Here is a 12879-nt window from a genome sequence, read left to right on the forward strand (position 1 = left end):
GCCGGCGGAACTGTCCTATGACGGTCCCTGGCCGGTCGGACGGCGACACCGCCCCGACCGTACGGAGGCCTCTCAGGCCGCCTCGGCGGCCTCGAGGAGTTCCTCGTAGTCCGGTTCGTTCGTCGGATCCTCGGCGACCCACTGGTAGGCGACCGCGCCGTCGCCGTCGACGACGAACACCGATCGGTTCGCGATCCCGTGGAGCCCCAACTCGGGGATGTCGATCCGGACGTCGTAGGCGTCGATGGCCTCGCGAGCCGTGTCGCTCACGAGGTCGAACTCGATGCCGTGTTCCTCTCGGAACGCTCCCTGGCAGAACGGCGAGTCGGCGCTCACGCCCAAGAGCGTCGCGTTCGCGTCCTCGAAACGGTCGAGTCGCCCCTGGAGGGCGATCATCTCGTTCGAACACGGCGGCGTGAACGCCCCCGGAAAGAACACGACGACGACGGGACCGCCGCCTATGTGATCCTCGAGATCGAACGACTCGTGGTCGCTGGTGCCGACTGTCGCGACGAACGCCGGTGCGTCGTCTCCGACTTCGGGATGTGACATACGTTTTATTTTTAACGTTTCGATATAAAAGCCGTCGCGAGCGCGAGCGAGCGCCGACTCGAGGGAGGGCCGCGACGCTTCGAGCGGGCGATCGACGCCGGGACACTCCGAGCGCGGTCGCCGTCGGCCGCGACGCGGCCGACTCAGAGGACGCGCCCGTCGGCGAGCGCGGCGACCCCGTCCTCGACGCTCTCGTGGTTTCCGTCGTCGTAGCGCGGACACACGCCGAGGACCTCCTCGTCGTTCCGGACAGCCAGACAGACCGCCGGGAGGACGACGACGCGTTCGAGTCGTCCGACCCCGGGGCGTTCCTTGAAGAAGGGTCGGAGCGCCCCCGCCCCGACTGCGTCGGCGAACTCGTCGTACCGCGCGGCCGCCTCCGGCGTCGGCCCGTCGGCAGGCACCCGGGCTTTCGCCGCCCACTGTACCGTCCGAACGGACTCGATGGCGCCCTCGGCGGCCAACTGATCGAGGCGGGCGAGCACCGTCCGTTGTCTGTCGCGGACGACGTCGGAAACCCCCGTCCGGAGGTAGAGTGTGACCTCGCCGTCGAAGGGGTCCGTCGCCGTCTCCGACGAGGCCGTCGGGTCGAGGGCGCTCCGCGTGGCACGCGGTATCATACTACTCATACATTTGCGTTTTGTTTTTGAACATAAAAACGTTCTGTGAGGCGTTTGTCTATTTGAATTGGCAAAAAGTAAATACCCATTTTATTTTCCGGTATAAAAGGTAGCAACATTGTTTCGACGGAGCAGAGAGGCGACCGATCCGTTGAGAGCGGGCGGGCACCGTTGTGAGCGGGCGAGCACCGTTGTGAGCGGGCGGGCACCGTTGTGAGCGGGCGAGCACCGTTGTGAGCGGGCGGTTGGAGCGCACTGTCGACCCACTATGGGACCGATACCACACTGTCGACCCGCAACGCAGCCGATACTGTAAGGCGGTCCCGGCCGGCACGCGGTTCGTCGGGCACACCAGAAGCGCTAATGGAGCAGAGTCCAACTATCGGGTGTTCAGACGCATGATCGAATCCGTCCTCCGCGTGGACGTTCTGTTGTTTCTCGCCATCGGCGTCCTCGGCGGCGCCCACTGTGTCGGGATGTGCGGGCCGCTGGTGACGATGTACTCCGAGCGGATGACGCCCCGCTCCGACGGCGGGACGACCGCGGCCGCTCGTCGCGGCCGCGAGAGCCACCTCACGACCTACGAAGTGCGACAGCACGCGCTGTTCAACGTCGGCCGGGCGACGAGTTACGCGCTGTTGGGGGCGGCCTTCGGCGCGTTGGGCGGCGCCGTGTTCGTGACGACCGAGGAGTTGACAGCGGTCGCCGACCTCGTTCGCGGGGGAGTCGGGGTCGTCGTCGGCGCGTTCATTATCGCCGCTGGCGCGAAGTATCTCCTCGGCAGCGGGGCGGCCGGCATCGACATCCCGGGTGTGGGCCGGGCGACGAACTGGCTCGGCGTCCGGATTCACGGCTTCGTCAATAGCCCCAACATCGCCGCCCTCGGCGCGCTCCACGGACTGCTCCCGTGTCCGATCCTCTATCCCGCCTACCTCTTTGCGTTCGCCACCGGGTCGGCGCTTTCGGGTGCGATCGCCCTCGCGGCGCTCGGCATCGGGACGATCCCGGCGGTGTTCGCCTACGGCACGCTCATCGAGTCGGTCGATGCGGTCCACCGCCAGCGGCTCCACCGCCTGCTTGGCGTCGCGTTCCTCGTGCTCGGATACGTCCTGTTCGCACACGGGCTGATGGCCGTCGGGATCCACCTTCCGTCGCCGCCGTTGCCGCACTACCAGCCGCTCGGCGGAGGAATGGCTCACTGACGCCCCGCCCGCTCTCAGCCGTCACGCCACAGTCATGACACCCGAATACGCCGCCATCGCCTGGCTCAGCCCGCAGTTGGCCCCCGTCCTGTTGGGGGTCATCCTGATCGCTGGCGCCGGAACCGGCCTGCTGTTCTTCGCGGCGGTCGTCGCCTACCGTCGCCGTGGGACGCCGCGATATCTGTTGATAACCGGCGCGTTGGGCGCGCTGTTCGTCCGCTCGCTCGTCGGGACCGCCACCGTCTTCGGGGCGATCCCGATGGTGTTCCACCACCTCACTAGCCACGGGCTGGACCTCCTCATCGCTGCCACGCTGTTGTTCGTGATTTCGAGAGAGGGTCGAGGCCGCGGCGAGTGACGCCCCCCTGACGGGCGTCTGACGAGGGTATTTAATCGACCGCCACGCATCGAACACCGATGGGCGAGTACGGACCGGACCTCGAATCGGTGACCGTGGCGTTCGACGAGGAGACGATCGAGGCGCTCGACGAGAAGGCCTTCACCGACCACCGCGACAACCGCGAGGCGGCGATCCGAGACTGCCTCGACGAGTGGCTCAAGCGGCGGGCCGACGGGGCGGACGGAACCGAGGGGACCGACGGGGCCGATACCGAACCCTCCGAGTGACGCGGTTCGCCGCCGTCCGGCCGCGCGACTGACGGGGGCCGATCGGTCGCCACGCTCCCGGCCGGTTTCCGAGGACCGATACGGCTCCGACGAGAAGCGAGACCCGATGACCGACACCGATCACGCCAACGCCGGCTACCGGCGGCTGTTCGACGACTCGGGGCTCTCGGTCGGACTCGGGTTGCCGCTCACCGGCGTGCGGGAGTCGACACCGGCCGTCGACGCCGAGGTCCGGCTGGCCGAACACGCCGAGAAAGTCGGCTTCGACGCGCTCTGGGCGCGGGACGTCCCGACCTACTGGCCGCGGTTCGGCGACGCCGGCGGGGCGTTCGACACCTGGCCGCTGCTGTCGCACGTGGCCGCCCACACCGACTCGATCGCGCTCGGGACCTCGAGCGTCGTGTTGCCCCTTCGGCACCCGATCCACGTCGCGAAGGCCGCCGCGACCGTCGACCGGCTCTCCGATGGGCGGCTCGTGCTCGGGGTCGCCTCGGGGGATCGCGACCCCGAGTACCCCGCCTTCGGCGTCGATGCCGACGCTCGCGGCGAGTCAGTCCGCGAGAGCGTCGCGGCCCTCCGGGCGATCTGGAGCGAGTCGTTCCCGACGGTCGAGGGGACGTGGGGCCGCCTCGATGGCGACCTCGACGTCCTCCCGAAGCCGACGACGGAGACGCTGCCGTTGCTCCCGACCGGCAACGCCCGCCAGTCGACCGAGTGGATCGCCGACCACGGCGACGGGTGGCTCTTCTATCACCTTCCCGAGTCCACCCTGGAGTCGTACCTCGAGACGTGGCGCGGCCTCGCCGGCGGGAAGCCGTTCGTGATCGCCGTCAGGGTCGCGCTCGCGGACGATCCGAGCGCCGACCCCGAGCCGCTGCATCTCGGCTATCGAGCCGGCGTCGAGTGGTTCCGGAACTACTTCCGGCGTCTCGAGGGGTACGGCCTCGATCACGTCATCGTCGGGCTCGAGGCCGACGACCCCGAGCGGGCGATGGAGACGTTCGCGACGGAAGTCCTCGAGCACCTGTGAGCGGCGGGGCGATCAGAGACAGTCCACGGTGTCGAACGACCGCCGCTCCGATCCCTGCTCGACCGTCCGGTAGGCCCCCGAGTCGACGTCGAGGAGGGCCGCGACCCCGCCGTACCCGTGGGTCCGGTCGTGGCCGCGGACGACGACGCAGTCGACGCCGGCCGGAACGTCGATGATCTCCGAGCGGGTGAACGGCTGTCTCGAGTGTGCGTGCCGGAGCTTGCGTCGCCCCAGCCTCGTCCCGTCCAGCCGTTCGACCTGCCACCAGTCGGCGTACCCCTCCTCGCCGTCGTCGTCGTGATACAGCGACACCTCGACGGTGTACGTGCCTCCGCCGTCGATGGCGAGGTCAACGACGTTCGCCTCCCGGCGGTCGAGGGCGTCGGTACCGTCGCGACCGTCTCCGTCCGAACCGCCCCCGCTCTCATCAGTACCACTTTTGCCGTTGCCGTCCACGCAGCCGGCGACGGCGGCGAGCGTCCCGGCAGCACCGATGAGAAACCGCCGCCGACCGACGGCGTCTCGACTCGAGTCCATACCCGTCCGTGCGTGTGCGGGTACAAAACCCCACAGGCGACCGCGTGCGACGGCCGCCGACAGGCGTTCAGCCCTCCAGCGCCTCGAGCACCCGCTCGCACGCCGCCGGAACGCTGCGGGCACGAAGAGTCGCCGTGACGTATCGGCGGATCGGGGAGTCCAGCCGCGCCGACCGGACGGACCGCCGGTAGCGGGCCAGTTCGTCGTCGCCGTACGTGACGAGGCGCGCGGCGCTGGCGAGGGGCTTCCGGGCGAGTTCGGGACTCGAACTGTTCTCAAGCGCCGTCCGGATCGACTCCAAAGCGGCCGAGCGCCGCTCGCTCACGTCCGATCCCGACTCGGCGCGGAGCCGCTCGCCCTCGTCGATCCGGGCGAGAAGCCGATCGTGGGCGAGAAACGCCGTGAGCGCTGCCGTCGCGTCGACGACCGTGCTGGCCGGACGGCCGTCCGGAGCGTTCCGTGCGTGCGATTCGGCGTCGCGGCGGAGGCGGCGCCGGAGCCGGTCGACCGGGTCGCCGTTCGAGGCGGTCGGCTCCGGCGGGAGCGACTCCTGTCGGTCCCGGAGGTCCTCGGTCAGTGACTCGGCAGCGACCTCGAGCGTCGGGGCCACGCTCGTCGCGTCGTCGGGAAGCGAGGCCGCAAAGCGGTCGTACAGGTAGCGGCTGTCGTCCAGCGAGACCCGCCCCGACTCCGCGTGCTCGCCCCACTCGGCGACGTCTAAAAGCGCACCCGAAGCCGCGCCCATCGACGGCCCGCGGGCCCCGACGACGCGCCGGACCGTTCCTTCGACGGTGGCGTGGACGACGGCGGCCCGGACCGGGTCGTCGCCGACGTACGCGTGGTCCGATCGGAACCGTTCGGCCTCGCGGGTGGTCGCCCGGCGCTCTCCGCGCAGTTCCGCTTCGGTCCGGCCGTCCGCGACGAACGCCCACCCCTCGGCAGCGTAGCGCGCCTCGGCGCGCGCCCGGCGCAGAGAGCGCATCGCCGACAGCCGCGTCGTCGCCGACCGGGCGTCGTCGAGACGGTCGGTGGCCGTCTCGGCCGCCGCCAGGAGTTCTTCGCGGACGTGGCCGTTCGGGACGTCAGCCGGCCCGAGCGGCACCGGGAGCGTCCCGAGCAACGCCTCTGCGCGTGCGGCCGCCCCCGCGAGGCGTTCGCGCTCGATGTCGACCGGGACGTCGTCGACGACGATCGGCTCGGAATCGCCCTCGTCGGGGACGTCCGGCAGCCGCGTCGGCGGAATCTCCCCTTCGGGGTCGTCCGATCGTGCCGCGAGTTCGCTGCAACCGGCGAGTGCTGCGGACCCGGCCGCGAACAAGAACGCCCGTCGTGTGGACGCTGTGGGTCCCGTCACTCTGACGCCCCCTGTCGGGTGGCCGCAGGCGTGGGAGCGGGCGTGTCGCTGCCCGGCCCTCCGATTTCGGAGCCGCGTCGTCCGTTCTCGCGCTCGCGCCGCCCGTCGCCGTCGCCGTCGCCGTGGCACCGACCCTGTCCGTCGGTGCTCGACCCGTAGGAGCTGACCGCCGCGCGGTCGAGGGCCGCGGGAAGCCGGATCAGCCGCGACTCGAAGACCGACTCGCCGGCCGAACAGCGCTCGTCGTAGGGGCGGAGCTCCCGTGCGTACGCCGTCCGGATCTGTTCGGTGGTCCAAGAGATTCCACAGAGCCGCAACCGAAAGCACTCCTCGACGCGTCTGGTCTCGAGGTACAGCGCTTCCGAGTCGAACGCCGTCGCCGAACCGAACGCGGTGACCGCGTCGACGTCGACGCCGTCGGCGGCGACGAGCCGTTCGGCCCGCGATCGGGTGTCGATGACGGCGTATGAGAGCCGGGACGGCTGCGGGTCGTGGGACTCCGGCGTCCCCCCGTCCCCGTCGATTCGGACCGGTAGCTCGTCGGTGCCGGCCCGGACGAGCAGCATTTCCGGGTCGTGTTCGGTCGTTCCGCCCGGGATCGTCGAGTCGGCGTTCTCGGAGACCGACCGGGAGGTGCCCGACCGTTCGCCCACCGATCCGTTGCACCCGGCGAGGCCGACTGCGGTCGCAGCGGCCGCCGTTCGGAGGAGTCGTCGTCGCGTTGGAGGGACCATCGGTGCCGAGATCGGATGCGCGCGTGTTAAAACGTTTGCGTCGGCGACTGTCGGTGCGTCGGGACCCATCGCCCCGGTGTCGGCCGGTCTCGGGAGACGGCCGGCTGCGCCTACAGCACTGTACGGTCCGGCAAACCCGCCCGACTGCGGGCTCAGTACTCGAGGTCGAACTGTTCGTTTTCGCTGACGGTGTTGAGGACGACGCTGGTGTTGGACTCGTTGATGTCGGCGTCGGTGAGTACAGCCTTGATCTGGTCGTTCATCTGCTCGGTGTCTCTGAACTTCCCGATCGCGATGACGTCGTAGTCGCCGGTTGTCTCGTACACCGTCGTGATGTGTCGCTGTTCGCGAAGCCGATCGGTGATGTCGGGCAGGGCGCTCCCCTCGACTTTTAGTTGGATGATCCCCGTCACGTCGTAGCCCAACTCGCCGTAGCCGACGATCGGCGCGTAGCCCTCGATGACGCCGTCGTCCTCGAGCTCCGAGATGTGGTTCGACACCGTCGTCACCGAGACGTCTAACTCCTCCCCGAGCGAGCGCAGCGACGCGCGGCCGTCTTTGAGCAGCGCGTTCACCAGTTTCTGATCGAGATTCTCGTATGCCATTGGGACGGGCTACCCCGGGAAGCCGTTATAACTTTACGATGACCCAATTCCTTCGGCTCCCGCAGAGCGCGTTCCGGGGACGGCCGACAGCTACACCGTGGTCGTCAGTCGTCCCCTCCGGCAGCGAACTCGAGTAGATCGGCCACCGTGAAGTCGTCCTGCCCGGCGTTCGGGGCGGGGAGCGTCGGCGTCCAGTTCGGCTGGACCGTCAGGAACGAGCTCGGATCGGACTCCACAAGCCCGGCGAGCGTTTCGGCGACGATGCGGCTCCCAACCGGTCCGAGGCGGTCGCCGCCGCTCGACACTCGCGCCTCGGCCAGGACGTAGTACCAAAGCGGGGCCTCTGTGTCCGGGTGCTGATCGTGGTCAGCGAGGATCGTGTCGAATCCGAGTTCTTCGTTCGACAGCGGTTCCACGCCCATCGCGCGTGCGACCGCCTGCCCGCTCGGCAGACCGAGGAACGCCACACCGGCCGGCACCGACGACTCGCCGACCGATCGGCCGCGAGCGCTCTCGTCGAGGGGACCGCCGAACCGGCCGTGACCGGGGTGAAACGGGTCCCGGGAGACGTTCCCCAGCCCGCGTTGGCCGGACATCCCGTGGTGCATACCGCACATCGTGTCCGCGATCTCCTCCATCGAGGGGCGCTCGGGGCGTTCGATCGTGACGTGGACCGTCGCGTCGGGGTCCACGTCGACGCCCTCCTCGTGAACGAGAGATCCATCCCGGAACAGATACAGTTTGATTTCGGGTGTCCCCTCCTGGTGACCGCCGAGATCCGACGCTGACGCCGACAGTTCGAACGACCCGTCGGGGGAGACCGACATCGCTCCCAGTGGATCGTCCGGGCCACTGTCGATGTCGACCGCCATAGCACTCACGCCCACCGCCGCCACCCCGTCGGGGTACGTCACGCTCCCCGATACTGTGTATGTCTCTGACATACTTACCGGCAAAATAGGCGGGAGAATACTAATTCTTTTGATCGCTTAACGCCGGCCGAGGGGCGGTTAATACTCCGATGGGACCGTACCGCCGTCAGTCGTCGGTCGCAGGAACGTCGCCGATGGCGGCCGCGCCCGAGTCGTTGGCCGCGTCGACGGAAGGGGTCCCCGCGGCGTCGGCGCGCGGGAAGTTGTCGATCGTATCGGCGCGGAAGGCCGCTTCGTCGAACTCGTATTCGCCGTCGAAGAAGTCGACGATCGTGTGGGTGTCACGCATGGCGTTTTTGAGACACGTCGACGCGCCGGGCGAGGGGGTGATGTTGAAAATGATACCGTCGCCGACGATCTTCGCCTCGCCCATATCCAGGGACTTCTCTTTGGTATCGACGATCTGCGGGCGGACGCCACCGTAACCCTTTGCGCGCTCGATGTCCTCTAATTCGACGCTCGGGACGACCTTTCGAACGTGCGGGAGAAACGCCTTCGGCCCGACCTTCGGGAGGTCGTAGACGAGGTTTTCGAGGACGTACGGGAGGAGGACCCGGTCCGAGAGGATGTGAGCGTAGCTGAGGAACGAGGCAGCGTTCAGCCCGAAGACATCGAGAAAGTCCGTCACCGCCGAGGGTCGCCCCCGCTCGAGGGTCGGAACCAGTTTCGCGGTCGGCCCGAACCGCGTGACGCTCGGGTCGTGGACGTCGGCGTCGCCGTGGACGGCGGCGAACGGCAGTTTCTTCATCTGCAGGGTGTAGACCTTCCCGTTCAGGAGGTCGTCGGCGAGGAAGAAGCTCCCAGCGACGGGGAGCAACGCCTTGTCCTCGCCGTAGCCGAGTTCCTTCGCGATCTGGAGGCTGTGGGAACCGGCAGCGACGGTGGCAACGTCACAGTCGAAGCGGCCGGCGTCTGTCTCGAGGGTGTAGCCGTCGACGGTCGGCGTGATGTCGGTGAGTTCGGTGCCCGTGTAGACGTCCACGCCGGCCGCCTCCGCTGCGCGCTCGACGAGGGACTTCGTCACCGCGCCGTAGTCGACGACGTAGCCGTCGGGCGTCTGGAGCGCGAGCATCTCCGTGTCTGGGTCTCGGCCCTCGACGACCTTCGGCTCGTACTCGGCGATCTCCTCGCGGTCGATCGCCCGGAGTTTCGGGAAGAGGTCTCCGAACCCTTCCTCGTCGTAGCGGCGCTCGAGCGATTCGACTTCGTCCTCACCGACGCCGAGCACCATCTTGCTGCGCTTTGCGTGCATCTCGCCGTCGTCGTCGTAGTGTTCGAGATAGCCCGCGAGCAACTCTGCGCCCTCTTTTACCTCCTCGGCCTTCTCGAGGGTGTAGTTGGTCTCGATGTCGCCGAAGTGAAGCGTCTGTGAATTGTTCGTGTGGTGGCTGTTGATCGCCGCGATATCCGATTCCTTCTCGATCAGCGCGATCGAGTCGATATCGGTGAACTTCGCGGTCGTATACAACAGCGATGCGCCGCTGATCCCGCCACCGACGACGATGAGGTCGTATTGTCCGGACATGGTTGATTTATCGGGTCGCTAAGCTGACCTCGGAACTCCTCCGTGATAGTTCATCTTCTTTCGATATCGTCGGTCGACGAAACGCCAATCGACGACGTGGGCGCGGGTATTTATATACAAAGACGACACCACCCGGCGTATGTCCTGAATACCGACCGCGGTCCGTCCGGGCGGGAGCGTGGCACACGGACCGCGGCGGCGCGCGTGCCGCCTGTTCGCTACTGTCGATTCGAACGCGGAGCCGTCAGTGTTCGACGAACTCGATCAACACGCCGCCGGTCGATCTCGGGTGGAGAAAGGCGACCCGGTGTCCCCATGCCCCTCGCCGGGGCGCCTCGTCGATCAACTCGACGCCGGCCGATTCGGCGGTTCCGAGCGCGGTTTCGATGTCGTCGGTCTCGACGGCGACGTGGTGTAGCCCCGCCCCGTGGTCGTCGAGATACCGCGATATCGTTCCGTCGTCCTGCGGCTCAAGCAGTTCGAAGTAGCCGTTCTCGAGTTCGAGAAAGAGGACGCGAAGCTCCCCGAAGCGCTCCTCGTGGGCGATCTCGCAGCCGAACAGATCCTCGTAGAGAAACGCCAACCCCTCGGCGTCGTCGGTCGCGACGCCAGCATGATCGAAGTTCATGCCAAATCCTCGTCGGGTAGGGTGAAAAACACGGGGGATACTCGGCCGCTGGGCGAGCGCCGTTCCGGCTGGACCGTCGATCAGCCCCGGTACTCGCCGAAGACGTCCCGCATCGCGTTGCAGATCTCGCCCGTCGTGGCGTAGGCTTTCACCGCGTCGACGATGTAGGGCATGACGTTCTCCTCGCCCTCGGCGGCTTCCCGCAGTTCAGAGAGGGCGCCCTCGACGGCGTCGTTGTCGCGGTTTTCGCGGAGCTGTTGAAGCCGTTCGCGCTGTTCCCGTTGTTCCTCCTCGCTCACTTCTTCGATGTCGTCTTTGGGCTCTTCGTCGACCTCGAACTCGTTGACGCCGACGATGATCCGCTCGCCGGTTTCGATCTCGCGTTGCCGGTCGAAGGCGACGTCTTGGATCTGTCGTTGGACCCACTGGTCTTCGACAGCCTGCCGCATCCCGCCGCGCTCGTCGACCCTCTCGAGCAGTTCGAACGCCTCGGCTTCGAGGTCGTCGGTCAGACTCTCGACGTAGTACGAACCGGCGAGCGGGTCGATCGTGTCGGCTGCGCCGGACTCGTGGGCGAGGATCTGTTGGGTCCGAAGCGCCGTCCGGACCGACTGTTCGGTCGGGAGGCTCAGCGCTTCGTCCTTCCCGTTGGTGTGGAGGCTCTGTGTGCCCCCGAGCACCGCGGCGAGCGCCTGGTAGGCGACACGGACGACGTTGTTTTCGACCTGCTGGGCCGTCAGCGTCGAACCCGCGGTCTGGGTGTGGAACTTCAGCTGCTTGGACGCCGGCTTCTCGGCGCCGAAACGTTCCTCCATCAGTTTGTACCACATCCGGCGAGCGGCCCGGAACTTCGCGACCTCCTCTAAGATGTTGTTGTGGGCGTTGAAAAAGAACGAAAGCTGCGGCGCGAAGTCGTCGACGTCGAGACCGGCCTCGATTGCGGCTCCGACGTACTCGAGTCCGTCGCCGAGCGTGAACGCGAGCTCCTGGGCGGCTGTCGCACCCGCCTCGCGGATGTGATATCCCGAAATGGAGATCGTATTGAAATTCGGGACCTCCTCGGCGCAGAACTCGAAGATATCGGTGATGATCCGCATCGAGGGTTCAGGCGGGAAAATGTAGGTGTTGCGCGCGATGTACTCCTTGAGAATGTCGTTTTGGATCGTCCCGCGGAGCTGCTCGCGATCGACCCCCGTCTTGTCGCCGACCGCGATGTACATCGCGAGCAGCACGGATGCGGGGGCGTTGATCGTCATCGACGTCGAAACCTCATCGAGCGGGATCCCCTCGAAGACAGTCTCCATGTCGTCCAGGGAGTCGATCGCGACGCCGCTTTTGCCGACCTCCCCCTGTGCCATCTCGGAGTCGGAGTCGTAGCCCATCTGCGTCGGCAGGTCGAACGCCATAGAAAGGCCGGTCTGGCCCTCGTCCATGAGGTAGTTGAACCGCTCGTTGGTCTCGGCGGCGGTCCCCATCCCGGCGTACTGTCGCATCGTCCACAGCCGCCCCCGATACATCGTCGAGTAGACGCCCCGGGTGTAGGGCTGTTCGCCGGGATATCCGACGTCCTTGCCGTGGTCAATATCCGAAACGTCCGCGGGCGTGTACAGTGGCTCGACCGTCTGCCCGCCGGTATCGGTCGTGAACTCCTCGTTTCGTTCCCCGAAGCGATCGACCGTCGGGCCGTAGGTGTCGTCCGCCCAGCGGTCGTGGCCCTCCCGGATCTCCTCGAGGTCGTCGGCGTCGAACATTATCGGGTGATTCGAACCCGTCGACTTAATCGTTGGCGGGACGCACTCGCCGGTCAGGCGCCTTCGATCGGCTCGGAGTTGGCGTCGGCGACGCCCTCGACGGTCTCGGCGACCGCGTCGACGCCCTCGTCGTGGACGAGATCGCCGACGACAATCGTATCGGCGTGTCGACCCATCTGGTGGGCCGACTCGTAGTCGTGGATGCCGCCGCCGTAGAAGACCGACGTCTCCTCGACGGCGTCGGTCGCGGCCTGTACCATCTCGGGGTCGCCGAACGTGCCCGAGTACTCGACGTAGACGATGCGTTGGCCGAACATCCGTTCTGCGACCTCGGCGTAGGCGGCGACCTCGTCGGCGTCGATGTCGCAGTCGGCCTCGGTGTAGTTCGCGACCGACGAGTCGGGGTTGAGAACGAGATACGCTTCCGGGAACGTCGCCATCCAGTCGATCTCGCTGTCCAGGCGCGCCCACTCTTTGTGGGCACCAGTCACCCAAAAGACGTCGCCGGCGTTGAGGACGATGGGCACGAAGTAGCCGTCGAGTCCCTCCCGGTGGACGACCGCCCCCACGTTCGAGGGTTCGATGTACACCGGCACGTCGTAGGCTGTCGTCGCCTCGACGACCCTGGCCATCTTTTCCTCTGTCATCCCTGTGGTCCCACCGATCTCGAGGGCGTCGGTCCCGGTAGCACAGACGTCCTCGAACGTCTCGCCCTCGACGAGCGTCTTGTCGGGATCGATCTTGACGATGTGGTCCCACGTTGCCCACGGCGCGCTCATACA

General features: G+C 67.2%; 15 protein-coding genes. 4 read left to right on the forward strand and 11 right to left on the reverse strand.

Going from position 1 to position 12879, the window contains the following annotated elements; all coding sequences use genetic code 11:
- Positions 1-72 precede the first annotated feature (72 nt).
- Together NMLP_RS05055 and NMLP_RS05060 are read right to left on the reverse strand one after the other, a co-directional pair.
- On the reverse strand, positions 73-552 hold the full coding sequence (locus NMLP_RS05055; protein WP_015409044.1) for a redoxin domain-containing protein: 480 nt from the start codon (positions 550-552) through the stop codon (positions 73-75).
- A gap of 143 nt (positions 553-695) precedes the next feature.
- Positions 696-1181: an HTH domain-containing protein gene (locus NMLP_RS05060; protein WP_015409045.1), complete on the reverse strand. Its 486-nt coding sequence runs from the start codon at positions 1179-1181 to the stop codon at positions 696-698.
- Between the two features lie 389 nt (positions 1182-1570).
- Here NMLP_RS05060 and NMLP_RS05065 point away from each other — a divergent pair, with 389 nt between their 5' ends.
- From NMLP_RS05065 to NMLP_RS05080, 4 genes are all read left to right on the forward strand, one after another.
- Entirely contained in the window at positions 1571-2374 is an 804-nt protein-coding gene (locus tag NMLP_RS05065) for a sulfite exporter TauE/SafE family protein (RefSeq protein ID WP_015409046.1), read from the forward strand.
- Positions 2375-2408: 34 nt separating this feature from the next.
- Positions 2409-2732 (forward strand): DUF7471 family protein, encoded by a 324-nt coding sequence (locus tag NMLP_RS05070; protein WP_015409047.1) that lies wholly within the window; start codon positions 2409-2411, stop codon positions 2730-2732.
- 59 nt (positions 2733-2791) lie between these two features.
- Positions 2792-3001: a ribbon-helix-helix protein, CopG family gene (locus NMLP_RS05075; protein ID WP_015409048.1), complete on the forward strand. Its 210-nt coding sequence runs from the start codon at positions 2792-2794 to the stop codon at positions 2999-3001.
- Positions 3002-3107: 106 nt separating this feature from the next.
- Positions 3108-4031, forward strand: a complete 924-nt coding sequence (locus tag NMLP_RS05080; RefSeq protein ID WP_015409049.1) for an LLM class oxidoreductase — start codon at positions 3108-3110, stop codon at positions 4029-4031.
- A gap of 12 nt (positions 4032-4043) precedes the next feature.
- On the opposite strand, the gene NMLP_RS05085 is transcribed toward NMLP_RS05080, so the two are convergent.
- From NMLP_RS05085 to NMLP_RS05125, 9 genes are all read right to left on the reverse strand, one after another.
- Entirely contained in the window at positions 4044-4568 is a 525-nt protein-coding gene (locus NMLP_RS05085) for a hypothetical protein (RefSeq protein WP_015409050.1), read from the reverse strand.
- 67 nt (positions 4569-4635) lie between these two features.
- Complete coding sequence (locus NMLP_RS05090; protein WP_015409051.1) at positions 4636-5922, reverse strand: hypothetical protein; 1287 nt, start codon at positions 5920-5922, stop codon at positions 4636-4638.
- Positions 5919-6656: a hypothetical protein gene (locus NMLP_RS05095; protein WP_015409052.1), complete on the reverse strand. Its 738-nt coding sequence runs from the start codon at positions 6654-6656 to the stop codon at positions 5919-5921. Before NMLP_RS05095 ends, NMLP_RS05090 begins: the two co-directional genes overlap by 4 nt.
- A 152-nt stretch (positions 6657-6808) precedes the next feature.
- Positions 6809-7261 (reverse strand): HTH-type transcriptional regulator Lrp, encoded by a 453-nt coding sequence (gene lrp / locus NMLP_RS05100; protein ID WP_015409053.1) that lies wholly within the window; start codon positions 7259-7261, stop codon positions 6809-6811.
- A 104-nt stretch (positions 7262-7365) separates the two neighbouring features.
- Positions 7366-8205, reverse strand: coding sequence for a peroxidase family protein (locus NMLP_RS05105; RefSeq protein WP_015409054.1), 840 nt, complete (start codon positions 8203-8205; stop codon positions 7366-7368).
- Between the two features lie 94 nt (positions 8206-8299).
- Entirely contained in the window at positions 8300-9718 is a 1419-nt protein-coding gene (locus NMLP_RS05110; RefSeq protein ID WP_015409055.1) for an FAD-dependent oxidoreductase, read from the reverse strand.
- 244 nt (positions 9719-9962) lie between these two features.
- Complete coding sequence (gene mce, locus NMLP_RS05115; RefSeq protein WP_015409056.1) at positions 9963-10346, reverse strand: methylmalonyl-CoA epimerase; 384 nt, start codon at positions 10344-10346, stop codon at positions 9963-9965.
- A gap of 80 nt (positions 10347-10426) precedes the next feature.
- The gene (locus NMLP_RS05120) at positions 10427-12097 is read right to left on the reverse strand and encodes an acyl-CoA mutase large subunit family protein (protein ID WP_015409057.1); all 1671 of its coding nucleotides are present in this window, start codon (positions 12095-12097) and stop codon (positions 10427-10429) included.
- A 53-nt stretch (positions 12098-12150) separates the two neighbouring features.
- The gene (locus NMLP_RS05125) at positions 12151-12876 is read right to left on the reverse strand and encodes a phosphoglycerol geranylgeranyltransferase (RefSeq protein ID WP_015409058.1); all 726 of its coding nucleotides are present in this window, start codon (positions 12874-12876) and stop codon (positions 12151-12153) included.
- Positions 12877-12879: the final 3 nt, after the last annotated feature.

Source organism: Natronomonas moolapensis 8.8.11 (assembly GCF_000591055.1).
Taxonomy (GTDB): domain Archaea; phylum Halobacteriota; class Halobacteria; order Halobacteriales; family Haloarculaceae; genus Natronomonas; species Natronomonas moolapensis.

Bases quoted from the DNA above. Each gene is read 5' to 3' on its own strand.
- NMLP_RS05055 (WP_015409044.1), bottom strand. From the start codon at position 552: ATGTCACATCCCGAAGTCGGAGACGACGCACCGGCGTTCGTCGCGACA.
- NMLP_RS05060 (WP_015409045.1), bottom strand. From the start codon at position 1,181: ATGAGTAGTATGATACCGCGTGCCACGCGGAGCGCCCTCGACCCGACG.
- NMLP_RS05065 (WP_015409046.1), top strand. From the start codon at position 1,571: ATGATCGAATCCGTCCTCCGCGTGGACGTTCTGTTGTTTCTCGCCATC.
- NMLP_RS05070 (WP_015409047.1), top strand. From the start codon at position 2,409: ATGACACCCGAATACGCCGCCATCGCCTGGCTCAGCCCGCAGTTGGCC.
- NMLP_RS05075 (WP_015409048.1), top strand. From the start codon at position 2,792: ATGGGCGAGTACGGACCGGACCTCGAATCGGTGACCGTGGCGTTCGAC.
- NMLP_RS05080 (WP_015409049.1), top strand. From the start codon at position 3,108: ATGACCGACACCGATCACGCCAACGCCGGCTACCGGCGGCTGTTCGAC.
- NMLP_RS05085 (WP_015409050.1), bottom strand. From the start codon at position 4,568: ATGGACTCGAGTCGAGACGCCGTCGGTCGGCGGCGGTTTCTCATCGGT.
- NMLP_RS05095 (WP_015409052.1), bottom strand. From the start codon at position 6,656: ATGGTCCCTCCAACGCGACGACGACTCCTCCGAACGGCGGCCGCTGCG.
- lrp (WP_015409053.1), bottom strand. From the start codon at position 7,261: ATGGCATACGAGAATCTCGATCAGAAACTGGTGAACGCGCTGCTCAAA.
- NMLP_RS05105 (WP_015409054.1), bottom strand. From the start codon at position 8,205: ATGTCAGAGACATACACAGTATCGGGGAGCGTGACGTACCCCGACGGG.
- NMLP_RS05110 (WP_015409055.1), bottom strand. From the start codon at position 9,718: ATGTCCGGACAATACGACCTCATCGTCGTCGGTGGCGGGATCAGCGGC.
- mce (WP_015409056.1), bottom strand. From the start codon at position 10,346: ATGAACTTCGATCATGCTGGCGTCGCGACCGACGACGCCGAGGGGTTG.
- NMLP_RS05120 (WP_015409057.1), bottom strand. From the start codon at position 12,097: ATGTTCGACGCCGACGACCTCGAGGAGATCCGGGAGGGCCACGACCGC.
- NMLP_RS05125 (WP_015409058.1), bottom strand. From the start codon at position 12,876: ATGAGCGCGCCGTGGGCAACGTGGGACCACATCGTCAAGATCGATCCC.